Origin of the sequence: Paracoccus ravus (genome assembly GCF_004522175.1) — a bacterium.
In the GTDB taxonomy this organism is placed as follows: Bacteria; Pseudomonadota; Alphaproteobacteria; order Rhodobacterales; family Rhodobacteraceae; genus Paracoccus; species Paracoccus ravus.
The window spans coordinates 18,915-44,683 of the sequence record NZ_SDEB01000008.1 but is presented as its reverse complement, the minus strand read 5'-3'; the positions used below and the strand labels follow the sequence as shown (position 1 = coordinate 44,683).

Below are 25,769 nucleotides of genomic sequence, written 5' to 3'. Positions count from 1 at the left end.
ATGAAAATTGACGGTTTGGCGGCAGAAATCGCAAAATAGGTCAGCTTTGCTGACTTTTAATCACCTTCGCCCTGATTTATCACGCATTGACCAATCAGTTCTCCGGGGGGATGCGCAGCCATGGCCACGCAAAAGATGCTCAAATTCGTCACCATCGGTCGCGAGATGCCCGAGAAACGTGACGCGGCATCCCGCTCGGAGGATTTCCACGAGATCTATCGTGAATTCGCCGAAGCCAAGGCCAAGGAACAGGCGAGCCGTTGCAGCCAATGCGGCGTTCCCTATTGCCAGTCGCATTGCCCGCTGCACAACAACATCCCCGACTGGCTGCGCCTGACCGCCGAGGGCCGGACCCAGGAAGCCTATCTGCGCAGCCAGGAGACCAACACCTTCCCCGAGATCTGCGGCCGCATCTGCCCGCAGGACCGGCTTTGCGAAGGCAATTGCGTCATCGAGCAATCGGGCCATGGTACCGTCACCATCGGCGCGATCGAGAAATACATCACCGACACCGCTTGGGAAGAAGGTTGGGTTCAGCCCATCGTCCCGCTCGTCGAGCGCCCCGAATCCATCGGGATCATCGGTGCGGGTCCGGGTGGCCTCGCCGCGGCCGACCGGCTGCGCCGCATGGGCTACCAGGTCACGGTCTATGACCGTCACGACCGCGCGGGCGGCCTGATGATCTACGGCATCCCCGGCTTCAAGCTGGAGAAGCATGTCGTCGAACGCCGCAACCAACTTCTGGCCGATGGCGGGGTCGAGTTCGTCCTGAACGCCAATGTCGGCGAGGATATCAGCTTCGACGCGATCCGCGGCAAGCATGACGCGGTGCTGATCGCGACCGGGGTCTACAAGACCCGCGATCTCGACATCGACAATGCCGATGCCAAGGGCGTGGTGCGGGCGCTGGACTACCTGACCGCCTCGAACCGGATCGACCTGGGCGACGAGATCCCCGATTACGAGGATGGCGAGCTGAACGCCAAGGGCAAGCGCGTCGTCGTCATCGGCGGCGGCGACACCGCGATGGACTGCGTCCGCACCGCGATCCGCCAAGGCGCGCAATCGGTGAAATGCCTTTATCGCCGCGACCGTGCGAACATGCCGGGTTCGCAGCGCGAAGTGCAGAATGCCGAGGAAGAAGGCGTTGAATTCGTGTGGCTCTCCGCCCCCGGCTCGTTCAGCGGCCATGTCACCGGCGAGGCCATGGAAGCGCAGGAGCGCGACATGGACGAGGTCGGCGACGTGCCCACCATCAGCGCCGTCCGCGTCCAGAAGATGCGCCTTGGCCAGCCCGATGTCTCGGGTCGCCAATCGCCGGAACTCATCGAAGGTGCCGATTACGACGAGCCCGCCGATCTGGTCATCAAGGCGCTTGGCTTCGAGCCGGAAGAACTGCCGAAGCTTTGGGGCGTGGAGGGCCTCGACGTGACCCGCTGGGGTACGATCAAAGCCGATTTCCAGACCCATCAGACCAGCCTGCCCGGCGTCTTCGCCGTCGGCGACATCGTGCGCGGCGCAAGCCTCGTGGTCTGGGCGATCCGCGACGGCCGCGAGGCCGCCGACAGCATCGTCGGCTACCTGTCGGGCGCAGCCCGCGTCGCGGCCGAATAGGAGACGTGACCATGGTGCACATGCCGATCACTGGCTGTACACCGCGCGTAAACCGGCAGCGGGCATTTGCGCGCGGAGTGGCGACAGGGGCAGCCGTGCTGACCCTCTCGGCCCTGCCCTCGAGTGCGGCAAATTTCACGCCGCCCCAAGGATGCAAGCTTGAAGTCACGGTACAAAACCGTGGCTGCACGGTCTCGCAGCACTACCGTTGCAGCGGAGATGCGCCGGGCGATCAATGGGTGACCTATTTCACGCCCGACGGGCAGTCCTACAAGTCGCGCATCGACAGCGAGACGCGCTGGCTGGAAAGCACCGACCTGACGACCGGCATCATCGACACGCTGGAACCGGATGCCAAGGACCACGCGTCCTTCTCGACGTTACTCAAGACGGGGGCGGATGATTTCGACTTCTGGACCTCGTCGAATTCGGGCGAGCGGCTTCACCATCAGGGCAGCGACCGGCTGACCGGTGAAAAGGTCAACATGGACGGGGTAGAGCTGGAAATCACCCAGTTCCATCTGACCACCCGCAACGAGTCCGGTGACGTGCTGATCGAACGCGAAGGTCAGCAGTTCATCAGCCGCGCGCAAGGGCGGTTTTACGGTGGCGTCGAGAAATCCTCGGACTGGAGCGGCGCCAGCGAGAACACGAATGACAGTCCGGTGAGCTTTTCCTTTCCGGGCCAGCCCGGATTTGGCTCGACCAAGCCGGAATATGATTGCGACCTGCAGATGGTCCGGGGCGGAAAGCCCGACCTCAACAGGCAGCTTATGATCTTGAAGGAGGCACGGACGTGATGAACTGGGAACAAGAGGAACAGGCACGCCGCGACTGGATGGCGGAGAACTCGCTCTACCGTGCCGAGGACGAGCACTCGTCCTGCGGCGTCGGTCTGGTGGTCAATCTGGATGGCAAATCCAGCCGCAAGGTCGTCGAGGCCGGCATCAATGCGCTCAAGGCGATCTGGCACCGCGGCGCGGTCGATGCCGACGGCAAGACCGGCGATGGCGCGGGCATCCATGTGCAGATCCCCGTCCCCTTCTTCTATGACCAAGTGCGCCGCACCGGGCATGAGCCGGATCAGTCCAAGCTGATCGCCGTCGGCCAATGCTTCCTGCCGCGCACCAATTTCGCCCAGCAAGAGGCCTGCCGGACCATCGTGGAATCCGAAGTTCTGCGCATGGGCCATTATATCTATGGCTGGCGCCATGTCCCGGTGAATACCTCGGTCCTTGGCGAGAAGGCCAATGCGACCCGTCCCGAGATCGAGCAGATCCTGATCCGCTGCGAAAAGGACATCGATCAAGAGCAGTTCGAGCGCGAGCTTTACATCATCCGCCGCCGGATCGAGAAAGCCGCCATCGCCGCGCAGATTGCCGGGCTTTACCTCTGCACCCTGTCCTGTCGCTCGATCATCTACAAAGGCATGATGCTGGCCGAGCAGGTCGCGGAATTCTATCCCGACCTCAAGGACGAGCGATTTGAATCGGCCTTCGCGATCTATCACCAACGCTATTCGACCAACACCTTCCCGCAATGGTGGCTGGCCCAGCCGTTCCGCATGCTTGCCCATAACGGCGAAATCAACACGCTGCGGGGCAACACCAATTGGATGAAAAGCCACGAAATCCGCATGGCCAGCCGCACGTTCGGCGACATGGCCGAGGACATCAAGCCGATCATCCCGGCGGGCTCGTCGGACTCGGCGGCGCTCGACGCAGTCTTCGAGGTCATGGTGCGCTCGGGCCGTTCGGCCCCTATGACCAAGACCATGCTGGTGCCGGAAGCGTGGTCGAAAGCCACGACCGACATGCCCAAGGTCTGGGCCGACATGTACGCCTATTGCAACGCCGTGATGGAGCCGTGGGACGGCCCGGCCGCGCTGGCGATGACCGATGGCCGCTGGGTCTGCGGCGGTCTGGACCGCAACGGGTTGCGCCCGCTGCGCTATGTCGTGACCGGCGACAACCTGCTGATCGCGGGTTCGGAAGCGGGCATGGTTCCGGTCAATGAGACCACGGTGCGTGAAAAAGGCGCGCTCGGGCCGGGGCAGATGATCGCCGTCGATATGAAGCACGGCAAGCTTTACCACGACCGCGACATCAAGAACCGTCTGGCGAACAGCCAGCCCTTTGGCGAGTGGCTTGAAAAGGTCACCCAGCTTTCCGAAGTGATGAAGGACCTGCCCGAGCAGGTTGCCTTTGCCGGTGATGAGCTGCGCCGCCGCCAGATCGCGGCTGGCTACACGATTGAAGAAATCGAGACCATGCTGACCCCCATGGCCGAGGACGGGAAAGAAGCCCTCGCCTCGATGGGTGACGACACGCCGCCTGCGGTTCTGTCGGGGCAATACCGCCCGATGTCGCATTTCTTCCGCCAGAACTTCAGCCAAGTCACCAACCCGCCGATCGACAGCTTGCGCGAAACCCGCGTGATGAGCCTGAAGACGCGCTTCGGTAACCTCAAGAACGTGCTGGACGAATCCTCGTCCCAGACCGAGATTCTGGTGCTGGAATCGCCCTTCGTCGCGAATGGCGAATTTGCCGAGATGACGAAGCTCTTCGGCGAGACCGTGACCCAGATCGACTGCACCTTTGCCGATGGCGCAGGCAATGAGGCGATGGGCGAAGCCCTTGCCCGTATCCGTGCCGAGGCCGAAGATGCCGTGCGCTCCGGCGCGGGCCATCTGGTCCTGACCGACGAGCATCTGGGTCCCGATCGCATCGGCCTGCCGATGATCCTTGCGACCAGCGCGGTGCATAGCTGGCTGACTCGCAAGGGCCTGCGGACCTTCTGTTCGCTGAACGTGCGCTCGGCGGAATGTATCGACCCGCATTACTTTGCGGTGCTGATCGGCTGCGGCGCGACCACGGTGAACCCCTATCTCGCGCAGGACACCATCTCGGAACGCCTTGAGCGCGGCCTGCTGACCGGCTCGCTGATCGAGAACATGCGCAACTACCGCGAGGCGATCGACGGCGGTCTGCTGAAGATCATGGCCAAGATGGGCATCTCGGTCCTGTCCTCCTATCGCGGTGGTCTGAACTTCGAGGCCGTGGGCCTGTCCCGTGCGATGGTCGCGGAATATTTCCCCGGCATGCAGTCGCGCATCTCGGGCATCGGTCTGCACGGGTTGCAAGCCAAGCTGGAAGACGTCCACGCCAAGGGCTTCCAAAGCGAAACCACCGACCTGCTGCCGGTCGGCGGCTTCTACAAGGCGCGCCGCTCGGGCGAGAAGCACGCCTGGGAAGCCAATACCATGCGCCTGCTGCAACTCGCCTGCGAGAAAGCGTCCTATGACGTCTGGAAGCAGTTCACCGCAACCATGCGGGCGAACCCGCCGATCCACCTGCGCGATCTGCTGGACATCAAGTCGCTCGGCAAACCGGTGCCGCTGGAAGAGGTCGAGAGCATCACCTCGATCCGCAAGCGCTTCGTAACGCCGGGCATGTCGCTGGGGGCGCTTGGCCCGGAAGCCCACATGACGCTGAACATCGCCATGAACCGGATCGGCGCGAAGTCGGACTCGGGCGAAGGCGGCGAGGACCCGGCGCACAGCCACCCGCTGCCGAATGGCGACAACCCCTGCGCCAAGATCAAGCAGGTCGCCTCGGGCCGTTTCGGTGTCACCGCTGAGTACCTGAACGCCTGCGAAGAGCTGGAAATCAAGGTGGCCCAGGGCGCGAAACCCGGCGAGGGCGGCCAGCTTCCCGGCATGAAGGTCACCGACCTGATTGCCCGGCTGCGCCACTCGACCAAGGGCGTCACGCTGATCTCGCCGCCGCCGCATCACGACATCTATTCGATCGAGGATCTGGCACAGCTGATCTATGACCTGAAGCAGATCAACCCGCGCGCCAAGATCACGGTGAAGCTGGTGGCCTCCTCGGGCGTCGGCACGATCGCGGCGGGTGTGGCGAAGGCCAAGGCCGACATCATCCTGATCTCGGGGCACAATGGCGGCACGGGTGCCTCGCCCGCGACCTCGATCAAATATGCCGGTCTTCCGTGGGAGATGGGCCTGACCGAGGCGCATCAGGTTCTGGCGATGAACCGTCTGCGCGACCGCGTCACGCTTCGCACCGATGGTGGTCTGCGCACCGGCCGCGACATCGTCATGGCAGCGATGATGGGGGCCGAGGAATATGGCATCGGCACCGCCGCGCTGATCGCGATGGGCTGCATCATGGTCCGTCAGTGCCAGTCGAACACCTGCCCGGTGGGCGTCTGCACCCAGGACGAGAAGCTGCGCGCCATGTTCAACGGCTCGGCGGATAAGGTGGTGAACCTGATCACCTTCTACGCCACCGAAGTGCGCGAGATCCTTGCCAGCATCGGTGCCCGTTCGCTGGATGAGGTGATCGGGCGCGCCGATCTGCTGACCCAGGTCAGCCGGGGCGACAAGTCGCTCGACGACCTCGACCTGAACCCGCTGCTGATCACCGTCGATGGCTCGGAAAAGATCGTCTACGACCGCTCCAAGCCGCGCAACGCGGTGCCGGACACGCTGGACGCCGAGATCATCCGTGACGCCAGCCGCTTCTTCTCGGATGGTGAGAAGATGCAGCTGTCCTATGCGGTGCGGAACACCCTGCGGACCGTCGGAACGCGGACCTCGTCGATGATCGTCCAGACCTTCGGGATGCGGAACAACCTGCAGCCCGACCACCTGACGGTGCGTCTGACGGGTTCGGCAGGCCAGTCGCTGGGGGCGTTTGCCGCGCCGGGCCTCAAGATCGAGGTTTCGGGGGATGCCAACGACTATGTCGGCAAGGGCCTGTCGGGCGGCACGATCACCGTGCGCCCGCCGATGGCGAGCCCGCTGACCGCAGCGGACAACACCATCATCGGCAATACCGTGCTTTACGGTGCGACCGATGGCTACCTGTTCGCGGCGGGTCGTGCGGGTGAGCGTTTCGCGGTGCGGAACTCGGGTGCGAAAGTCGTGATCGAGGGCTGCGGCTCGAACGGTTGCGAATACATGACCGGCGGTGTTGCCGTGATCCTTGGCCGCATTGGCGCGAACTTCGGCGCTGGCATGACTGGGGGCATGGCCTATCTTTACGATCCCGAAGGTCTGGCACGCGACTATATCAACCCCGAGACGCTGATCCTGTGCCCCGTCACCCAAGACCATTGGGAAGCCGAGGTGAAGGGTCTGGTCGAGCGCCACTTCAAGGAAACGGGTTCGCGTCGGGCAGCCGATATCCTGCAGAACTGGGCCGAAGAAAAAGCCAATTTCCTGCAGGTCTGCCCGAAGGAGATGCTTCCGCATCTCAAGCATCCGATCGCGGATGTCGAGGATCTGGCGGCGGTGCCGGCGGAGTGAAGATAAAGGAGCGGGGGCCACTTGGCCCCCGTTTCTATTTTTGAGAAAGGCAGTATGTGCCCTTTCCAAGCTATCAAGTGTCACCCGTGTTTTGCTTGGATCAAACGGGCAGGCCACGGCCACGTGACGGGAGCGCCTTGGCGCAGAGGTGAGGTGAGGTGAGGTGAGGTGAGGGCGCCCGAACAGGAACTGCGAGGGGCATTCCACGAGCCGCCTAAGCCCTTGAGCCCAGGCTACGTTTCGGACTTGCGCATGCCCTGTTTGGCTTCGAACCTCTCCCACACGTCCAACCGCCCCTTCTGCCGAGCGTCGGCAAGCCATAGCTTCTTCCGTGCATCAGCAGTTTCGAGCGTTCGATACTGCCCACCCGAAAACTTCGGCCAGTCGATAGCCAAGCCCAGCTTGACCATTTCAGCGGAGAGATCACGGCCATCCGGCAGGTAACATCTTGCCACAGTCCGCCCATGGGTATCTTGTTCGGTGACCTCGGCCCGGACGGAGTGGCCTTTGCAAAGCGAAGTCAAAGCCCACTTGGCCTTCTTTCCGTAAGGATGGTCCAATTCAGCGGCATCGATGCCGAAAAGACGTATCTGGGTCTTCTTAATAGTGATGGTATCGCCGTCCACAACATAGGCGGCCCCTTGAAGTACCTTCCGAGTTGGAACGTGCTCTACAGCTTTGGTGCCCGACCTGACTGACTCCTCCTCGCGATTTGCTGGGAATGCACGCGCGATCTCGTCTTCCAACTCTTGCCGCATGCGCGATCGGCTGAGACGCCAAAACATTAATACCGCAGCAAATGCGGCGAGCACTATGAGAGCTGTAATTTCCAACTTAGACGAACCTTCAACCGACTAAACAGATCCACAGCTCTATCTAATCTCCGAGCAAAAACGGAAAAGCAATCCAGGCAAAAGCACATCTAGAATTATGCGCAGGTCTTACGAATGATCACCGGCATATGTTCACCACGCCGTTGAACCTCCACGCAGCTCGCGGAGCAGCCAATCTTCACCTCTACAGTTGGCGATCCCGACAATCCCCGCTAAACCACCCCTTCGGCAGATTCGAACAGGGAAGCGCGCATGCCTGCCACCGAAAGAATCGCAATCGGCAGCATCTTCGTCGGACTTCTGGTCCTTGCCCTCAAGACCCTGTCCTGGTGGCTGACCGGATCGGTCGCGCTCCTGTCGGACGCGATGGAGAGTATCGTGAACGTGGCGACGGCACTGGCCGCGCTGATCGCCATCCGCGTCGCCGCACGCCCCGCCGATCGCGAGCATCCCTATGGACATCACAAGGCCGAGTTCTTCAGCGCCGTGCTGGAGGGGGTGATGATCATCGTCGCCGCCCTGCTGATCCTGCGCGAATCCTTCCATGCCTTTCAGAACCCGCGCGTGCTGGACGCGCCGCTTGAGGGGCTCTTGATCAATATCGCGGCAAGCTGCCTCAATGGCTGGTGGTGCTGGGTGCTGATCTCGCGCGGCCGGAAGCTGCGCTCTCCGGCGCTGGTGGCGGATGGGCATCACCTGCTCTCTGACGTGATCTCCTCGGGCGGGGTGGTGATCGGCGTGGCGCTGGCGGTGCTGTCCGGCTGGGCCATCCTTGACCCCGCGCTGGCCGCGCTGGTGGCGGTCAATATCCTGTGGTCGGGCTGGCGGGTGATGAAAGCCTCGCTGTCCGGGCTGATGGACGAGGCCGTGTCCGAGGAAACGCTCGAGCGCATTCGAAACACGATCTCGGACCATGCGACAGGAGCACTGGAAGCCCATGACCTGCGCACCCGCCATGCCGGCCCCAAGACCTTCATCGACTTCCATCTGGTGGTGAACGGCCAGACCACCGTCGAACAGGCGCATGACATCTGCGACCGCGTCGAGCAGGCGCTCAAGCGCCAATTGCCCGAGGCGCTCATCACCATCCATGTCGAGCCAGAACACAAGGCCAAGCATTCCGGCGTTCTCGTGATCTGAGATTGCGCCGCCGCAAGCCCGCTGTCACATTTCCCCTCGGAGGAACGGAGGTGATCGGCATGGCGATGCGGCTGGGCTGGCATGCGGGTGCGGTAACGGCAGCTTTGGCGGCCATCCTGTGGCTGGGCGCGACGCTTTCGTTTCAGCATTACCTCATGGCAGGGCAAGGGCGCGCGGCGACGGCCCTGAGGCTGACGGTGAATGCATTGCAGGCAGATCTGGCCCGGTTCGAGGTCGTGCCGCAATTGGTCGGCGATCTGGACCTGATCCATCAACTCGCCGCCGATCCGGCGAATCCGGTCCTGCGCAAGCAGACCAACGACTGGCTTGCCGAACAGAACCGCGCCGTACAGGCCTCGGACATCTATCTGATCCTGCCCAATGGCGACACGATCGCGCATTCGACGCCGCAGGGTCCGCAGAGCTTCATCGGGCAGAATTTCAGCTACCGCCCCTATTTTCTCGACGCCATGGCCGGCAGGCTTGCGCGTTTCTATGGCGTCGGCACGACTTCGGGGGTGCGGGGCTACTATTTCTCTGCCCCGGTGCGCGATGATCTGGGCCGGATCACCGCCGTCGTCGCGGTCAAGATCGGCGTCGACCGGATCGAGGCGTCATGGCGCGGCAGTGAATATCGCGTGCTGGTGACCGATCCGGACGGGACGGTGTTCCTGTCCTCCGAACCGGGCTGGCTCTATCACAGCCTCGAGCCGCTGACCCCGGACAGGCTGGCGCGCAGCGCGGCATCGCGGCGCTATGCCGAGACGCCCTTGGCCGAATTCGCCCTGCAACGGGACAGCGAGCATGGCGTCGCGGTCCTGCATCTGGCCGATCGCCGGGGCGCGCGGGATTACATCGTCGCCTCGGACGAAATGCCCGATGCGGGCTGGACGGTGCATGTGCTGCTTGACAGCGCCGAGTTGCGTGCCGAGGCCCAGCTTGCCGTGGCGAGCCTTGTGCTGCTGCTGTCGGCCGGGGGCATCGCCGGTCTGATGTGGCGCCAGCGCCGGGCGCAAGCGGCCGAGCGGCTCGCGCTGGAACGTTTCGCCCATGCCGAGCTGGAACGCCGCGTGGTCGAGCGCACCGCCGCCCTGGCCCGCGCCAACGGGCAGTTGGAACAGGAAATCGCCGAGCGCCGTGCCACCGAAGCAGAGCTGCGCGCGGCGCAGGCCAGTCTGGTGCAGGTCGGAAAGCTGGCCGCTCTGGGACAAATGTCGGCCTCGCTTTCGCATGAGATCAACCAACCTCTGGCGGCGGCGCGCAATTATGCCGACAGCGCCCAGGTCCTGATCGAACGGGGCGAGCTGGGCCGGGCGCGTGAGAATATCGGCCAGATCCTGTTGCTGGTGGATCGCATGGCGGCAATCGGCAAGCATCTTCGTCAGGCCGCGCGCAAACCGGATGATATTCTGGGCGCGGTCGCCCTGCCGCCGCTTCTGGCCGAGACGCGCACCATCACAGAGGCGCGTTTCGCCGCGAGCGGGGCCTTTCTGGAGATCGACATCCCCGCCGACCTGCCCATGCTGCGGGCCGGTCCGACTCGGCTGCAGCAAGTTTTGGTGAACCTGCTGACCAATGCTGCAGACGCGGTCGAAAACGGCCCCGACCGCCGGATCACACTCTCCGCCCGGTCCGAGGGCGAAGACGTCGTGATCCGCATCCGTGACCGCGGTCCGGGCGTCCCGGATGCCATCGCCGCCCGGATCTTTGATCCCTTCTTCACCACCAAGGGCATGGGCGCGGGATTGGGGCTTGGGCTGTCGATCAGCGCCAATATCGTGCGCGATTTCGGCGGCGAGATCACCTGCCGCAACGCGGCACCGGGCGCGGAATTCGTCCTGCGCCTGCCCCGGGCCCAAAACCGCGAGGCGGCGGCGTGACGGGGCCTGTCCTTCTGGTCGAAGATGACGAGCAGATGCGCAACTCGACCGCGCAGGCGCTGGAACTCGCCGGGTTTTCGGTCGAGGCGCTCGGCTCGGGTGATGAGGCGCTGGCGCTGGCCGGGCCGGGTTTCGCGGGTGCGGTCGTCAGCGATATCCGTATGCCGGGCATGGACGGGATGACCCTCTTGGGGCGGCTCCATGAGATCGATCCCGAGATCCCGGTCATCCTAGTCACCGGCCATGCCGAGGTTCCGCTGGCGGTCGAGGCGATCCGGGGCGGGGCCTATGATTTCATCGAAAAGCCCTTTGTCGTTCAGGAACTCGCGACGGTGATCCGCCGCGCGCTGGAACATCGCGGGCTGGTACTGGAAAACCGCCGCCTGCGGGCGGTGGCCGGCAAGCGCGACGATGTCGAGGCCCGGCTTCCCGGCCGAACGCAGGTCATGGTGGACCTGCGCTACCGGCTGCGCGCCATCGGATCCTCGGATGCCGACGCGCTGATCATCGGCCCGACCGGTGCGGGAAAAGAGGTGGTCGCGCGGGCGCTCCACGATGTCTCGGCGCGCTCGGGGCGGCCATTCCTTGCGATCAACTGCGCGGCCCTGCCCGAATCGCTGATCGAATCCGAATTGTTCGGGCATGAGGCAGGGGCATTCCCCGGCGCCTTGCGGCCCCGCTACGGCAAGTTCGAACATGCCCGGGGCGGCACGGTGCTGCTGGATGAAATCGGCTCGATGCCGCTGGATCTGCAGGCCAAGCTGCTGCGGGTGCTGCAAGAGCGCGTCATCACCCGGCTTGGCTCGAACGATCCCGTGCCACTGGATCTGCGCTTTATCGCGATAAGCAAGGTCGATCTGGCAGCGGCAGTCGCGCGCGGCGAATTCCGCGAGGACCTGTACTGGCGGCTCAATGTCGCCGTGCTGCATGTCCCGCCATTGGCCGCCCGGCGCGAGGATATTCCCCTGCTCTTCCTGCAACTCGTCCGCGAATCCGCCGCCCGGCACAATCTCGGCGAACGCAGCGTCCCGGCCGCGATGCTGCCCGGTCTGGCGGCCCGCGATTGGCCCGGAAACGTGCGCGAATTGCGCAATCTGGCCGAGCGTTTCGTCCTGGGACTGGAAGGCGCTGACCCGCTCCCTGTTCTGGGCGCGCGGCTGTCCGAGCGCGTCGCCGAATTCGAGCGCAGTGTGATCGCCGGGGCGATCGCCGCCAATGGAGGAAGGCTGCGCCCGGTCTATGAGACTCTGGGGATCTCGCGAAAGACGCTCTACGAAAAGATGCAGAAATACGCACTCGACCGACGGCTGATCGTCGATACTGGCAAGGATGGGTAAGTTTCCACCCAGGTTTTCCCGGTGATGTTACCTTTTCCACCCATTATTGCCGCCCGGATACCGAACTGGCCCCTCTGCAGCGGATTTACATTGTCCGATTCGCCAAGGCCGGCGCAATCTCGTCCCAGCGGCGGCAAGAGAGGAGACCGCCGGTCCTATTCCTTGGGAGGGTAAGATGGCTTTCAAGAAGCTTTTCGGCACGTTCGTCGCTGCCGCCTTGGTCACTGCGCCAGCCTTTGCGCAGGGCTATCCGGAACGTCAGATCACGATGGTCGTGCCTTTCTCGGCCGGTGGGCCGACGGATACCGTCGCGCGTCTGGTCGCCGAGAAAATGTCGACGGATCTCGGACAGCAGATCGTGGTCGAGAATGTCGGCGGCGCGGGCGGCACGCTCGGGGCGGGTCAGGTCGCCAAGGCCGAGCCAGATGGCTATACGGTGCTCTTGCACCATATCGGCATGGCCACTTCGGCAACGCTTTATCGCAATCTGGCCTATGACACGCTGAACGCTTTCGAATATGTCGGCCTCGTCACCGAAGTGCCGATGGTGGTCGTCGCGCGCAAGGATTTCGAGCCGGCGGATTTCGCGGGCTTCATGGAACATGTCAAGGCAAATGGCGACAAGCTGACGCTGGCCAATGCCGGGATCGGTGCGGCCTCGCATCTGTGCGGCATGCTGCTGATGCAGGCGCTTGGGACACCGCTGGTCACCGTTCCCTATAAAGGCACCGGCCCGGCCATGACCGACCTGCTGGGCGGACAGGTCGATATCATGTGCGACCAGACGACGAACACCACCCAGCAGATCCAGGGCGGCACGATCAAAGCCTATGCCGTGACCACGCCCGAGCGCCTGACCCTGTTCCCCGACCTGCCGACGGCCAAGGAATCGGGTCTGGACAGCCTTGAATTCGCGATCTGGCACGGCATCTACTCGCCCAAGGGCACGCCCGCCGAGGCGAATGAACGCCTGTCCAAAGCGCTTCAATCGGCTTTGGCCGACCCTGGCGTCGCCAAGGCCATGGCCGATCTGGGAACCGCGCCCTCCTCGGCCGAGGATGCGACCCCCGCTGCACTGAAGGCGAAGCTCGAATCCGAGATCACGCGCTGGAAGCCGGTGATCGACGCGGCGGGAACCTACGCCGACTGATCGCCTTGACCCCGGCGCAGCTTTTGCGGCGGGGTCCTGCATGACGGGGGGAAGAACATGTCCACAAAACCCAAGGACAAGACCGATATCGCCACCGGCCTGCTGCTGATGGCAGCGGCCGCTTTTTTCGGCTGGCAGACCCGGACGCTTGAGATCGGCACATCCCTGCGCATGGGGCCGGGCTATTTTCCGATGGTCCTCTCGGGCCTTCTCTTTCTGCTGGGGGCGCTGGTGCTGATCAAGGCATTCGGCCGCGAGGGCGAGCCCTTTGGCAAGATCGCATGGCGTGGCATGGCCTTTATCCTGCCCGCGCCGGTGTTTTTCGGCCTGACGGTCCGGGGCCTCGGTTTCGTTCCCGCCCTGTTTCTGGCTGCATTGATCGCGGCCCAGGCATCGAGCCGGATGAAACCGCTCTATTCGCTGCTGCTGGCTATCGTCGTGACCATCGCCTCGACGCTGATCTTCAGCTACGGGCTAGGGCTGCCGTTCCGTCGCTTCGGCCCCTGGCTGCAATTCTGAGGGGCGACAGATGGATCTTTTGAGCAATCTCGCCCTGGGCTTCTCGGTCGCTTCGTCGCTGGCCAATATGGCCTTTTGCCTGATCGGGGTGATCCTTGGCACCCTGATCGGGGTCTTGCCCGGCATCGGGGCCACCGCCACCATTGCCATGCTGCTGCCGATCACCTTTCAGCTTGAACCGGTCAGCTCGCTCATCATGCTGGCGGGGATCTATTATGGCGCGCAATATGGCGGATCAACCACGGCGATCCTGATCAACATGCCGGGCGAAAGCTCGTCCGCCGTGACCGCGATCGACGGCTACCAGATGGCCCGCAAGGGCCGCGCGGGAACCGCGCTCGCGACCGCCGCGCTGGGATCGTTCTTTGCCGGAACGGTCGCGACCTTTCTTGTCGCGATCTTCGCCCCGCCGCTGACCACCATCGCGCTGAAATTCGGCGCGGCGGAATATTTCAGCCTTATGGTCATGGGGCTGGTGATGTCGGTCGCGCTGGCGCATGGCTCGGTCCTCAAGGCGCTGGCTATGGTCGTTCTGGGCCTGCTTCTGGGTCTGGTCGGCACCGACATCTATACCGGCACGCCGCGTTTCACCCTGGGGATCACGCAATATTCCGACGGGCTGAATTTCGTCGCGCTGGCCGTGGGGGTCTTTGGCATCGCCGAGATCCTGCGCAATCTCGAGGACGAACATGACCGCGAGGTCATGACCAAGTCCATAAATCGGCTTCTCCCGACCAGAGATGAACTGCGCCAGATGGTCGGCCCGGTCCTGCGCGGCACGGCGGTCGGCTCGGTCCTGGGCATCCTGCCGGGGGGCGGCGCAATCCTTGCCAGTTTCGCGAGCTATACGGTGGAAAAGAAGCTCTCGACCAATCCCGGCGAGTTCGGCAAGGGGGCGCTGGCGGGCGTCGCAGGCCCCGAAAGCGCCAATAACGCGGGCGCGCAAACGAGCTTCATCCCGCTCTTGACGCTGGGCATACCGGCTAACCCCGTCATGGCGCTGATGATCGGCGCGATGATCATTCAGGGCATCGTGCCGGGGCCGAATGTCGTGACCGAGCAGCCCGCCTTGTTCTGGGGCATCATCGCCAGCATGTGGATCGGCAATCTGATGCTCGTGGTCCTGAACCTGCCGCTGATCGGGCTTTGGGTGAAGCTGCTGACGGTGCCCTATTACGTCCTGTTCCCGATCATCATGGCGATGTGCTCGATCGGGGTCTATTCGGTCGCCTCGAACACCTATGATCTCTTCGCCGTCGCCTTTTTCGGCTTGCTCGGCTACCTGATGTCCAAGCTGCGCTGCGAGCCCGCGCCCTTGCTGCTGGGCTTCGTCCTTGGCCCGCTGCTGGAAGAAAACCTGCGCCGCGCCATGATCCTGTCGCGCGGCGATCCGACGACATTCGTCACCCGTCCGATCAGCGCGATCCTGCTTTTGCTGACCCTTGGCGTTCTGGTTCTGGTCTTTACGCCGCAGATCCGCCGACGCCGGGACGAGGTCTTTACCGAAAGCGACGCATGAACCACCAAGGGAGGAAGAAGATGAAGATGACACTGCCCCGCCGTCTGCTTTTGGGCGCGGCCCTGGCCATGGGACTGGCAGGCACCGCAGCGGCGGAATTTCCGGAACGCCAGATCACGCTGGTCATTCCCTTTGCCGCCGGAGGCTCGACCGATGTGGTCGGGCGCATCGTCGCCGACCGGATGAGCAAGTCTCTGGGCCAGCAGGTGATCGTTCAGAATGTCGGCGGCGCGGGCGGCAGCCTGGGCGGGCAGCAAGTGGCCAAGGCCGATCCAGACGGCTACACGATCCTGATGGGCACGGTCGCGACCCATGCCCTGAATCCGCTGATCCTCAAGCAGAAGCCCTATGATCCGGTGACGGATTTCGCGCCGGTTTCGCTTTTGGTGCTGGTCCCGAACGTGCTGGCGGTCCATCCGGACCTGCCGGTCAACACTGTGCAGGAGCTGATCGACCTCGCGAAGAAAGAGCAGCTTGCCTATGCCTCCTCGGGCAATGGCACGCCGTTGCACCTTTCGGGCGAGCTGTTCAAGTCGATGGCAGGCGTGGACATCACGCATATCCCCTATAAGGGCTCTGGTCCGGCGCTGACCGATGTTCTGGGCAATCAGGTGCCGATCATCTTCGACAACCTGCCCTCGTCCTCGGGCCATATCGCCAGCGGAAAGCTCAAGGCATTGGGCGTCACGACCAAGGAGCGCGCGCCGTCCTTCCCCGATGTCCCAGCCATTGCCGAGACCCTGCCCGGCTATGAGACCTATAGCTGGAACGCGCTTTTCGCCCCGGCGAGCACACCGCCTGAGGCGATTGCCGCGTTGAACAAGGCCGCGCTCGAGGCCATGGCCGATCCCGAGGTCGCCAAGCGCATGGGCGAGTTCTCGGCCACCATCGTCGCCTCTTCGCCCGAGGATCTGGGCAAGCATGTGACTGCCGAAATGGCGAAATGGGAACCCGTGGTGAAGGCCGCGAATGTCAGTCTGGACTGACGAAACAGCAAGGCGCAGATCCCGGATACGGGATCTGCCGACGGCATCGTGACAGGCTTCGAGCCTGTCATCGACACTGTTCCGCTGCATATCGGCAGGTGCCGCGCGCGCGACGAGGATCGATCGGCAGACCGATTCCCGCGTCGGGCAAGCCGCGCTTGCCGTATCCTCGGGGTCAACCTTTGAATTCCTGATCGCGCGCTGCGGCAAGCGCTCAGCACCAAACAGGACAGGCAACGCATTTCCGGCCGGGGCAAATGTCCCCGGACACGATGCCATCCGTATTGCTATAGACTGAATTTTCGGGATTTTTGATATGGTCGGAGCGAGAGGATTCGAACCTCCGACCCCCTGCTCCCGAAGCAGGTGCGCTACCAGGCTGCGCTACGCTCCGACCGTGGGCTGGCAGGTAGCCTGTGGCGCAGAGGAATGCAAGGGGCTAATTCAGGATTTCTGCGCGCGTCACTCGCGGCGCAGCAAACGACGCAACAATGCGGCCCGCGGCGCGGTCACGGTTTCGCTGCGCAGCCTTGCCTCGGTGACCGGTCGCAAACGCGAGGCACCGCTGCGCTCGCGCATCAGGATGAACAGGCCCGAGCCGATGATCAGCGCCGCACCCGCCAGCGTCGCCAGATCGGGGCTTTCATCAAAGAACAGCCAGCCATAGGCGATTGCCCAGAGCATCTGGGAATATTGCATCGGCGCGACATTGGCGGCCTCGCCCGCCTGATAGGCCTGGATCAACAGGAAACCCGCAAGCAGTCCCAGCAGCGCGATCAACCCGGTCAGGGCCAGGTCCAGACCCTCCATCGGGCGATAGGCAAGACCAAGCGACATGCCGGTCAGGATGAAATTCCCGATGATCGGCCAAAGCATCAGGATCACCGTCCGCTCGCTGCGCCCGAGCCTACGCACCGAAACCGCCGCCATGGCGCTGGAACAGGCCGCGAGCATGGCCGCGAAATGGCCCAGCCCCAGATCGACATAACCGGGCCGCAGAACGACCAGCACGCCCAGTAGCCCGATGGCGACGGCACCCCCGCGCGCCAGACCGACACGCTCGCCCAGGATCGGCACGGAAAGCAGAGTGATGACCAGCGGCGAGGCGAAGAGGATGGAATAGACCTGCGCCAGCGGCAGGACCGAAAAGGCGTAGAAGCCGCAAATCCCCGAGTTCACGATGCAGAGCGAGCGTAGCGCCACCCAGAAGGGCGAGCGCGGCCGCAATGTGCCATGCGTCGGGTCGCGCAGAAGCAGGACAGCGATGGGCGGAAAGGAAAAAAGAGCCGAAAAGAACAGGATCTGCAGCGCCGGATAGCCCCCGCCCAGCAGCTTGATGATCACATCATGGGTCGAATAGATCCCCATCGACAGCAGCGCCAAAAGCGCGCCCTTGAGATTTCCCGGCATCGCTCCCCCAAGCCAGAAAAGACAGCGCCCGCCGGGAAAGGCGGGCGCTTGATTGGCTCAGAGAGCGGACAGGGCCTCGACGATCTTGTCGCCCATGTGCGAGGTGGTGACCGGCGTGCCACCCTCGGGGCCCATCAGATCGGCGGTGCGCACGCCGTCGGCCAGAACCTTCTCGATGGCCTTCTCCAGAAGATCGGCCTCGGCACCCAGATCGTAGCTGTAGCGCAGCGCCATGGCGAAGCTCAGGATGCAGGCGATCGGGTTGGCCTTGCCTTGCCCCGCGATATCGGGGGCGGAACCGTGGACCGGCTCATACATGGCTTTCGGACGGCCATTCGCCATCGGCGCGCCGAGGCTGGCCGAGGGCAGCATGCCGAGCGAGCCGGTCAGCATCGCCGCCGCATCGGACAGGATGTCGCCGAAGAGGTTGTCTGTCACGATGACATCGAACTGGTTCGGGCGGCGGACAAGCTGCATCGCGCCGTTATCGGCATACATATGCGACAGCTCGACCTCGGGGTATTCGTTGTCATGGACCCATTGCACTTCCTCGCGCCACAGGATGCCCGATTCCATGACATTCGCCTTTTCCATCGAACAGACGCGGTTGCCGCGTTTCTTGGCCAGTTCAAAGGCGGCGCGGGCAACGCGGCGGATCTCGCCCGAGGTGTAACGCTGGGTGTTGATGCCCACGCGGCCACCCTCGTTCTGCGGGTTGTTGTCGTCGGAATGGATGCCGCGAGGCTCGCCGAAATAGACGCCCGAGGTCAGTTCGCGCACGATCAGGATATCGAGACCGGCGACGACCTCACGCTTCAGCGACGAGAAATCGGCCAGCGCATCAAAACATTGCGCCGGGCGCAGGTTCGCGAACAGGTCCATTTCTTTGCGCAGGCGCAACAGCCCACGCTCGGGCTTCACCGAGAAATCCAGATTGTCATAGGCCGGGCCGCCGACCGCGCCCAAGAGGACCGCGTCGACTTCCTGCGCCTTCTGCATGGTCTCGTCGGCCAGCGGGACGCCGTGCTTGTCATAGGCTGCGCCGCCCACCAGATCCTCGCTGACATCGAACTGGATGCCCTTGTTCGTCTGGAACCAGCCGATGACCTTGCGGACCTCGGTCATGACTTCGGGACCGATGCCGTCACCGGGCAGGATCAACAGGGAATGGGTGGTCATCGCAGGGCATCCTCTCGTGCTACTCGACGTTCGGCAATCCGCGTAGCGGGGCGGGTCGGCCCCGTCAAGTTCACGGCGAATTGGGTTGCACGCGATGTCACCTTGGGGCGGGATGGCCCGGCAAACGGAACGAGGGGGAACCCATGCAGGCATTCACGGCACTTGCCGGTGCGTTGGCCGTCATGGCTGGCGCGGCGCTGGCTGGAGGCGTCACCGTCCAGCTGCCCGACATCTCGGGCCTTGAGGATGACGAGGCCCGGTCGCTCATTGCCGAACTTGCGAATGTGAATGTCATCACCTCGAACTGCGCAGGATATGAAATCAGCAATGGCGAATGGACATTGATCACCGGCACCGGCGACAAGTTGGCGGCCCGGCTTGGGCTGGACGCGACAAGCTATGACCGGACATATTATGGGCCCGCCTTCAAGCTGCTCGACGACCCCGAGGCCTGCGACCGGATCGGTCCGAAGGCAAAGCCGCTGATCGAGAAACTCGTCGGCATGGGGGGCGGAACCACCCCTCTGACCCAGTCGCCCTGACTGCGGCGACTTGCCGACGCCCGCCGCGCGCCTTAGCTTGCGGGCATGATGGCTGATCCGACCTATCGTGGCATCGCGCTGGACGCGGAAACGGCGCTGGCGCTCTTGCAATGGCAAGCAGAGCTGGGCGCGGATGAGCCCTGCCTTGACGATCCGCTCGACCGCTATGACCTGCCCGACCGCGTTCCGGCCGGGCCCGCAGCCGCAAAGCCCGCGCCACTGCCGCCGCGCGACGCGGGCCGCGATCTGGTCGCCATGGCCGAAACCATCGCAGCCGCGGCCACGACGCTGGCCGCGCTGGCCGAGGCGCAGGAGGCGTTCGAAGCGATCGAATTGCGCAAGGGCGCGCGGAATTTCTGTTTCGCCGATGGCCGGCCCGGCGCGCGCGTCATGGTGATCGGCGAGGCCCCCGGCGAGGAAGAGGATCTTCAGGGCCGCCCCTTTGTCGGACGCGCCGGGCAATTGCTCGACCGGATGTTCGGGGCGATCGGGCTTGCGCGCGACGCCGTGGATGCGGACAAAGCGCTTTACATCACCAATGTCCTGCCCTGGCGGCCGCCGGGAAACCGACGCCCGGAAGCCGCAGAGATCGCGCTGATGCTGCCCTTTCTGCGCCGCCATATCGAACTGGCGCAGCCCGAAATTCTGGTGCTGATGGGCAATACCCCCTGCATCGCGGGATTGAACCGTCAGGGTATCCTGAAGCTGCGGGGCGTCTGGGACACGGCCTTTGGCCTGCCCGCCCTGCCGATGACCCATCCGGCCTATCTGCTGCGCACACCCATTGCCAAGCGCGAGGCCTGGAGCGATCTGCTGTCGCTTGCCGCGAGGCTCGAAGTCGGCGAAAAGCCCTAGTCCAAGGATATTTCGCAGCCCCGAAACTCGGTCGCGTCATCCGGGCTGATCAGGGTCAGGCGTAGTTCTTCGGCATCCAGCGCAAAGGGTTTGCCGGTCTCGTCGACAAAATCCGCCTGCGCGATCAGGCTGGTCCCCGCGCGCGTCAGTTCGGGCTGCGAGACCCAGACATTGTCATTTTCCAGTTCCATCGCCACTTCCGGTGCGTCCTCGCGCGCGAATTCGGCCGTGACCCGCATCCCGTCCGGGATCGGCTCGACGCGGCATTCGGGCCGGTCGGAGGAAATCTCGGGGACCTCTGCAAGGGCGGCCTCGATCAAGGGATCGGGCCCCTGCCCCGGCGGCGGCGCTGTCAGGCTGACCTGCGCGGGCACGCAGATATCGTCGCAAAGCCCGAAATTGATCACCGCGCTCAGCCGCGCCTCTTCCGCGCCCGAGGCCACCTCGATCGGCAGGACCAGCATGTCGTGATAGCCCAGCGTGCGCTCGCCACCCGATTCGATCGCCTCGGGTCTCGGCCAGTGCAGCGTGACCTGACCGGCCGCGACCGAGCCCTGCCAGTCGAATTCCGGAGGCACGCCGGTATCGCCCGGGCTGCGCCAATAGGTCTTCCAGCCCGGCTCGAGCCGCAGCGCCAGAGCGGTCATGCGATGGCCCTCGGGTGTGATCCAACCCGGCAGTAGCTCGGCCGAGACAAGGCCGGGCGGCTGTTGCGCAAATGCCGGATCGGACGCAGCCGCCGTTTCCTGCGCAAGCGCAGGACCGACTGAAAGCAAAAGGAAAGCACACCATTTCATGCCTGCTTTCATAGTTGGCACAGGGGGGATGCGTGAAGTCACATTCCCGACACAGGCCATTGCACTCTTGCGAAACCCAGCGTCAGTCCCGATCTTTGAAAGGAAAGAACAGGAGCAACTCTTGGATACATCCGCGAACCTGACCGGAAAGATGCTGATCGCCATGCCCGGCATGCGTGATCCGAGATTCGAGCATTCGGTCATTCTGGTCTGCGCGCATTCCGAAGAAGGGGCGATGGGTCTGGTCATCAACCGTCCCATGCCCGAGATCGAATTCTCGGATCTATTGGCCCAATTGGGAATCGATCCCGCCGAGAACGCCTTCAATATTCCCGTCCGCTTTGGCGGCCCTGTCGAGCCGGGCCGCGGCTTCGTGTTGCACCGCGTCCGGCGCGGCGACGGGGTGGACGAGAACCGGATGCTGATCGACGGCGATCTGGCCATGGCGACCACCCGTGACATTCTGGAAGATTTCGCGCATGGCCGGGGACCGCAACCCGCGCTTCTCGCGCTTGGCTATGCCGGCTGGGGACCGGGCCAATTGGACAGCGAGATTCTTGCCAATGGCTGGCTGACCAGCGACCGGCTGGATGAGTTGATCTTTGGCCCCGACAATTCCGACAAGTGGCGCGCCGCGCTGGCGGGCATGGGCATCGACCCGCTGGTACTTTCACCGAGCGCCGGACGCGCCTAGCGCGGGGCTGCTGCCCGGCGCAGCCGGTCGTTGATCGCAGCACCCAGCCCCCGCTCGGGAATCGTTGCGACGGCAATGGGCCGGCCCATGGCATCCGCCTGACGCAGTAGATCGAAAAGTCGGGCGGCAGCCTCGGTCAAATCTCCGGACGGGCTGAGAGACAGGTCGCCGTCAACCTCCCCGAAGCCGATCAGCACCTCGCCCGGCCGCGCCTCATCGGCATTCAGCCGCAAACTGGCGCGCGGCGCATAATGACTGGTCAACTGGCCCGGCGCATTCGGGGCATCGGGATTGATCTCGGGCAGGACCACCTCCCTGCCCAGAACCGCCTGAATATCCTCGACCGCCACGCCGCCGGGGCGCAACAATGCAGGCTTGCCGCCGATCCAGCCGATAATGGTCGATTCGACGCCGACCGGACAGGACCCGGCATCCAGAACGGCCGGGATCCGCCCGCCAAGACCCGTCTCGCCATCTGCGACATGGGCCGCCGAGGTCGGGCTGATCCGCCCCGAAGGATTTGCCGAGGGCGCCGCCAGAGGTCCGCCGAAGCGTTCAAGCAGCGCATGGGCCACCGGATGCGCCGGAACCCGCAGCGCCACGGTATCAAGCCCCGCCGTCACCAGAGAGGCGATCCCCGCCTCTTCGCGCAGCGGCAGTACCATGGTCAGCGCGCCCGGCCAGAAGGCCCGCGCCAAAGCCCTAGCCGACTCGTCGAAATGCGCGATCCGCTCGGCAGCGACCTGATCGGGCAGATGCACGATCAGCGGGTTGAAGCTGGGCCGGCCCTTGGCCTCATAGATGCGCGCGACGGCGGTCGCATTGCGCGCATCTCCCGCCAGACCATAGACCGTCTCGGTCGGCATGGCCACGACATCGCCCTGCGAAAGCCAGTCACAGGCTATGGCAAGGCCTTGATCATCCGGTGAAAGCAGGCGCGTGTGCATTTGTTACGTCGGGTTGTGGTTGATGGGATCCGGCCCGCCCATATGATCGGCCCGCAAGAGGATCAGTTATGCGCCCGATCACGATTTGCCAAGGCGCAAGGGGGGAAGATGCCTTATACCGCGCCAGTCGAGCAGATCGCGTTCATCCTGAACGAGGTCGCGGGACTTCCCGAAGTCAGCCGTTCCGACCTGTTTGCCGAGGCCACGCCCGAAACCGTCAACGCCATTCTGACCGAGGCCGGACGACTGGCCACGGAAATCATCGCCCCGGTGAATCGCGCCGGCGACCTGACCCCCGCGCGGCTGGAAAACGGCGCGCTGCGCTCCTCGCCCGGCTTTGCCGATGCCTTCCGCGCGCTGGCCGAGGGCGGCTGGATCGGCCTTGCCGCCAGCCCCGAACATGGCGGCATGGGCCTGCCGCAGGCGTTGAACATGGCCGTCATGGAAATGGTCGCCTCGGGCTGTCTGGCGCTGCAACTGAACCCGCTGCTGACGCAGGGCCAGATCGAGGCCTTGGAGCATCATGGCAGCGAGGCGCTGAAGGCGCTCTATCTGCCCAAGCTCAATTCCGGGGAATGGTCGGGCACGATGAACCTGACCGAACCGGGCGCGGGCTCGGATGTCGGCGCGCTGACCTCGCGGGCCGAGCGCGCCGAGGACGGCACCTACCGCATCTCGGGGCAAAAGATCTTCATCACCTGGGGCGACAGCGACGTGACCGCGAATGTCTGCCATCTGGTTCTGGCGCGCCTGCCGGATGGCGGGCCGGGCACGCGTGGCATCAGCCTGTTCATGGTCCCCAAATACATCCCCGATGCCGAAGGCAAGCCGGGCATCGCCAACGATTTGCGCGTCGTCAGCCTGGAACACAAGCTGGGCATCCATGGCAGCCCGACCTGCGTGATGAGTTTCGAGGGCGCGCAAGGCTGGCTAGTCGGCGAAGAGCACAAGGGCATGGCCGCCATGTTCACGATGATGAACTGCGCCCGGCTCGGGGTCGGTATCCAAGGCGTGGCACAGGGCGAGGCGGCCTTGCAACAGGCCAGCGCCTATGCCGCCGAGCGCAACCAGATGGGCCCGATCATCCGCCATCCTGATGTGCGCCGGATGCTGGCGACCTCCCGCGCCGAAGTCTTTGCCGCCCGGGCACTGTGCCTGTCCTGCGCGGTCGCCATCGACATGGCCCGCGCCACCGGCAGCGCCGATTGGGCCGCCCGCGCGGCATTCCTGACGCCGATCGCCAAGGCCTATGGCACCGAGACGGGCACCCGCGTCGCCGATACTGCCGTGCAGGTGCATGGCGGCATGGGCTATGTCGAGGAAACCGGCATCGCCCAATATCTGCGCGATGTCCGCATCACCTCGATCTATGAGGGAACCAACGGCATTCAGGCCATGGACCTCGTCGGCCGCAAATTTGGCGATGGCGGCGCGGCGGCGACCGCGCTTCTGGACGAGATCCTCGACGGCGCGAAACTGGCGCAGGCCACATTGCCCGAACTGGCCAATCAGGTCTGGCAGGCGGCCGAAACCCTGCGCGAGGTGACGCTGGATCTGATCGAGCGCGATTTGCCCGACCGTTTCGCCGGGGCGGTGCCCTATCTGATGGCCTTTGCCCGGGTGCTGGGCGCGCATTACCATCTGCGTGCCGCGACCAGAGGTGGCAGCGTCACGCTGGCGCGCATCCACATCACCCGCGTCCTGCCGCAATTCGCGGCCGATCTCGCGGTGGCAAAGGCGGGCGTTGCGGATCTGGAAGCCCTTGACGACAGCCTGTTCCTTGGCCAGATGGCGGGGTGATCAAGACTCTGACAGATACCGGCCCCACCGCGGGCACAGCGCATGAAATCGCGCCGGGCGTGCTGTGGATGCAGATGCCTTTGCCCTTCAAGCCCAGCCTCGTGAATGTCTATGCCTTTCGCGACGAGGACGGCTGGACCGTGGTGGATACCGGGATCGACACCCCCGATACCCGCGAGATCTGGCAAGGGTTGCTTGCCGGTCCCTTGGGCGGCGCCCCGGTCAACCGCCTGATCGCGACGCATCATCATCTGGACCATATCGGTCTCGCGGGCTGGTTTCAGGCGCAGGGGGCCGAGCTATGGACCTCGCGCACGGCCTGGCTGATGGCGCGGATGAGCATCCTCGACGTGCAGGAACGTCCGACACCTCAGGCCCTGGCCTTCTGGCGCGCGGCCGGGATGGACGCGGCGATGATCGCCGAGCGCGCCGCCGAGCGCCCGTTCAACATGTCCGATGCCAGCGCGCCGATGCCGCCGGGCTATCTGCGGCTTGTCGATGGCGGCGAGGTCCGCTTTGGCAACCGACGCTGGACCATCCGCATGGGTGAGGGCCATGCCCCGGAACATGTCACCCTGTGGTCGATGGACGATGATCTGGTGATTGGCGGCGATCAGTTGCTGGCCTCGATCTCGCCCAATCTGGGGGTCTATCCGAATGAGCCCGACGCAGACACCGTGGGCGCATGGATCGAGTCGTGCCGCCGCCTGCAAGCCTTTGCCCGGCCCGAACAACTTGTCCTGCCCGGTCACAAACTGCCCTATCGCGGCTTGCCGACCCGCTTGCGCCAATTGATCGAGAACCAGAACGCCGCGCTGGAGCGCCTTTTGGCAGGTCTGCGCGAGGAACCGCGCACAACCGTCGGCTGTTTCGACCTGCTTTATCGCCGGATGATCTCGAAGCCCGAATTCGGTCTGGCCTTGGCCGAGGCCGTCGGCCATATCAACCACCTGCGCGCCCGGGGACAGGTGTGGCCCCGAGGCAAGACCGATCAAGGCGCGATACTCTGGGGGGCGTGACAGGGCGCGACGCTTGGGCTATCCCTGTGCCCAGAGCGGCGTTGCGAACAGGGGAACACATGGCCTCGCATCACGAAGTCACCGAACACCGGCATGGTGAGATGGACATCTCGGTCCATCAAAAGACCTTTGCCGGCTTCATCAAGGTCTCGACCTGGGTGGTCGGGCTGTCGATCGCCGTGCTGGTCTTTCTCGCGCTCGCGAACGCCTGACACA

At 64.2% G+C, this 25,769-nt stretch carries 21 protein-coding genes and 1 tRNA gene; 16 read left to right on the top strand and 6 right to left on the bottom strand.

Going from position 1 to position 25,769, the window contains the following annotated elements; translation table 11 throughout:
• Positions 1 to 120: 120 nt before the first annotated feature.
• The 3 genes from ESZ60_RS08675 (at position 121) to gltB (ending at position 6,946) form a co-directional block, all read left to right on the top strand.
• Entirely contained in the window at positions 121 to 1,614 is a 1,494-nt protein-coding gene (locus ESZ60_RS08675) for an NAD(P)-dependent oxidoreductase (protein ID WP_134680182.1), read from the top strand.
• A gap of 95 nt (positions 1,615 to 1,709) precedes the next feature.
• Positions 1,710 to 2,414, top strand: a complete 705-nt coding sequence (locus ESZ60_RS08670; protein ID WP_134680279.1) for a hypothetical protein — start codon at positions 1,710 to 1,712, stop codon at positions 2,412 to 2,414.
• Entirely contained in the window at positions 2,414 to 6,946 is a 4,533-nt protein-coding gene (gene gltB, locus ESZ60_RS08665; RefSeq protein WP_134680181.1) for a glutamate synthase large subunit, read from the top strand. The genes ESZ60_RS08670 and gltB overlap by 1 nt, the downstream gene beginning before the upstream one ends.
• Positions 6,947 to 7,179: 233 nt before the next feature.
• Here gltB and ESZ60_RS08660 read toward each other — a convergent pair whose 3' ends face one another.
• On the bottom strand, positions 7,180 to 7,779 hold the full coding sequence (locus ESZ60_RS08660) for a thermonuclease family protein (protein WP_245155632.1): 600 nt from the start codon (positions 7,777 to 7,779) through the stop codon (positions 7,180 to 7,182).
• Positions 7,780 to 8,031: 252 nt separating this feature from the next.
• On the opposite strand from ESZ60_RS08660, the gene ESZ60_RS08655 reads away from it, so the two are divergent.
• The 7 genes from ESZ60_RS08655 to ESZ60_RS08625 all read left to right on the top strand — a co-directional run bounded on the left by ESZ60_RS08655 (position 8,032) and on the right by ESZ60_RS08625 (position 16,310).
• The gene (locus ESZ60_RS08655; protein ID WP_134680180.1) at positions 8,032 to 8,919 is read left to right on the top strand and encodes a cation diffusion facilitator family transporter; all 888 of its coding nucleotides are present in this window, start codon (positions 8,032 to 8,034) and stop codon (positions 8,917 to 8,919) included.
• A gap of 59 nt (positions 8,920 to 8,978) precedes the next feature.
• Positions 8,979 to 10,799 carry a sensor histidine kinase gene (locus tag ESZ60_RS08650; protein ID WP_134680179.1) on the top strand — a complete coding sequence of 607 codons (1,821 nt, stop codon included), beginning with the start codon at positions 8,979 to 8,981 and terminating at the stop codon, positions 10,797 to 10,799.
• A complete protein-coding gene (locus tag ESZ60_RS08645) occupies positions 10,796 to 12,136 on the top strand; it encodes a sigma-54-dependent transcriptional regulator (RefSeq protein WP_134680178.1) in 1,341 nt (446 codons plus the stop codon). The genes ESZ60_RS08650 and ESZ60_RS08645 overlap by 4 nt, the downstream gene beginning before the upstream one ends.
• 175 nt (positions 12,137 to 12,311) lie before the next feature.
• Positions 12,312 to 13,286, top strand: coding sequence for a tripartite tricarboxylate transporter substrate-binding protein (locus ESZ60_RS08640; protein ID WP_134680177.1), 975 nt, complete (start codon positions 12,312 to 12,314; stop codon positions 13,284 to 13,286).
• A 57-nt stretch (positions 13,287 to 13,343) separates the two neighbouring features.
• On the top strand, positions 13,344 to 13,805 hold the full coding sequence (locus ESZ60_RS08635; RefSeq protein WP_134680176.1) for a tripartite tricarboxylate transporter TctB family protein: 462 nt from the start codon (positions 13,344 to 13,346) through the stop codon (positions 13,803 to 13,805).
• A gap of 10 nt (positions 13,806 to 13,815) precedes the next feature.
• Positions 13,816 to 15,324 carry a tripartite tricarboxylate transporter permease gene (locus ESZ60_RS08630; RefSeq protein ID WP_134680175.1) on the top strand — a complete coding sequence of 503 codons (1,509 nt, stop codon included), beginning with the start codon at positions 13,816 to 13,818 and terminating at the stop codon, positions 15,322 to 15,324.
• 20 nt (positions 15,325 to 15,344) lie between these two features.
• Positions 15,345 to 16,310 (top strand): Bug family tripartite tricarboxylate transporter substrate binding protein, encoded by a 966-nt coding sequence (locus ESZ60_RS08625; protein ID WP_134680174.1) that lies wholly within the window; start codon positions 15,345 to 15,347, stop codon positions 16,308 to 16,310.
• 317 nt (positions 16,311 to 16,627) lie between these two features.
• Here the strand turns inward: ESZ60_RS08625 and ESZ60_RS08620 are convergent.
• The 3 genes from ESZ60_RS08620 to leuB form a co-directional block, all read right to left on the bottom strand.
• Positions 16,628 to 16,704 (bottom strand) — tRNA-Pro (locus ESZ60_RS08620).
• Positions 16,705 to 16,772: 68 nt separating this feature from the next.
• Complete coding sequence (locus ESZ60_RS08615) at positions 16,773 to 17,720, bottom strand: DMT family transporter (protein WP_134680173.1); 948 nt, start codon at positions 17,718 to 17,720, stop codon at positions 16,773 to 16,775.
• A 57-nt stretch (positions 17,721 to 17,777) separates the two neighbouring features.
• Positions 17,778 to 18,899, bottom strand: a complete 1,122-nt coding sequence (gene leuB, locus ESZ60_RS08610; protein WP_134680172.1) for a 3-isopropylmalate dehydrogenase — start codon at positions 18,897 to 18,899, stop codon at positions 17,778 to 17,780.
• Between the two features lie 143 nt (positions 18,900 to 19,042).
• On the opposite strand from leuB, the gene ESZ60_RS08605 reads away from it, so the two are divergent.
• Entirely contained in the window at positions 19,043 to 19,441 is a 399-nt protein-coding gene (locus ESZ60_RS08605) for a hypothetical protein (protein ID WP_134680171.1), read from the top strand.
• A 45-nt stretch (positions 19,442 to 19,486) separates the two neighbouring features.
• Positions 19,487 to 20,296: a uracil-DNA glycosylase gene (locus tag ESZ60_RS08600; protein WP_134680170.1), complete on the top strand. Its 810-nt coding sequence runs from the start codon at positions 19,487 to 19,489 to the stop codon at positions 20,294 to 20,296.
• Here the strand turns inward: ESZ60_RS08600 and ESZ60_RS08595 are convergent.
• Positions 20,293 to 21,093 (bottom strand): protein-disulfide reductase DsbD domain-containing protein, encoded by an 801-nt coding sequence (locus tag ESZ60_RS08595; protein ID WP_134680169.1) that lies wholly within the window; start codon positions 21,091 to 21,093, stop codon positions 20,293 to 20,295. The genes ESZ60_RS08600 and ESZ60_RS08595 overlap by 4 nt on opposite strands.
• A 121-nt stretch (positions 21,094 to 21,214) precedes the next feature.
• On the opposite strand from ESZ60_RS08595, the gene ESZ60_RS08590 reads away from it, so the two are divergent.
• Positions 21,215 to 21,787 (top strand): YqgE/AlgH family protein, encoded by a 573-nt coding sequence (locus tag ESZ60_RS08590; RefSeq protein ID WP_134680168.1) that lies wholly within the window; start codon positions 21,215 to 21,217, stop codon positions 21,785 to 21,787.
• Here ESZ60_RS08590 and ESZ60_RS08585 read toward each other — a convergent pair.
• Positions 21,784 to 22,734, bottom strand: a complete 951-nt coding sequence (locus tag ESZ60_RS08585; RefSeq protein WP_134680167.1) for an L-threonylcarbamoyladenylate synthase — start codon at positions 22,732 to 22,734, stop codon at positions 21,784 to 21,786. The genes ESZ60_RS08590 and ESZ60_RS08585 overlap by 4 nt on opposite strands.
• Positions 22,735 to 22,842: 108 nt before the next feature.
• Here ESZ60_RS08585 and ESZ60_RS08580 point away from each other — a divergent pair, with 108 nt between their 5' ends.
• The 3 genes from ESZ60_RS08580 to ESZ60_RS08570 are packed head-to-tail and all read left to right on the top strand — an operon-like array spanning position 22,843 to position 25,765.
• Positions 22,843 to 24,534 (top strand): acyl-CoA dehydrogenase, encoded by a 1,692-nt coding sequence (locus tag ESZ60_RS08580; protein ID WP_134680166.1) that lies wholly within the window; start codon positions 22,843 to 22,845, stop codon positions 24,532 to 24,534.
• A complete protein-coding gene (locus ESZ60_RS08575) occupies positions 24,531 to 25,553 on the top strand; it encodes an MBL fold metallo-hydrolase (protein WP_245155631.1) in 1,023 nt (340 codons plus the stop codon). The genes ESZ60_RS08580 and ESZ60_RS08575 overlap by 4 nt, the downstream gene beginning before the upstream one ends.
• Positions 25,554 to 25,612: 59 nt before the next feature.
• Complete coding sequence (locus ESZ60_RS08570) at positions 25,613 to 25,765, top strand: aa3-type cytochrome c oxidase subunit IV (protein WP_134680165.1); 153 nt, start codon at positions 25,613 to 25,615, stop codon at positions 25,763 to 25,765.
• Positions 25,766 to 25,769: the final 4 nt, after the last annotated feature.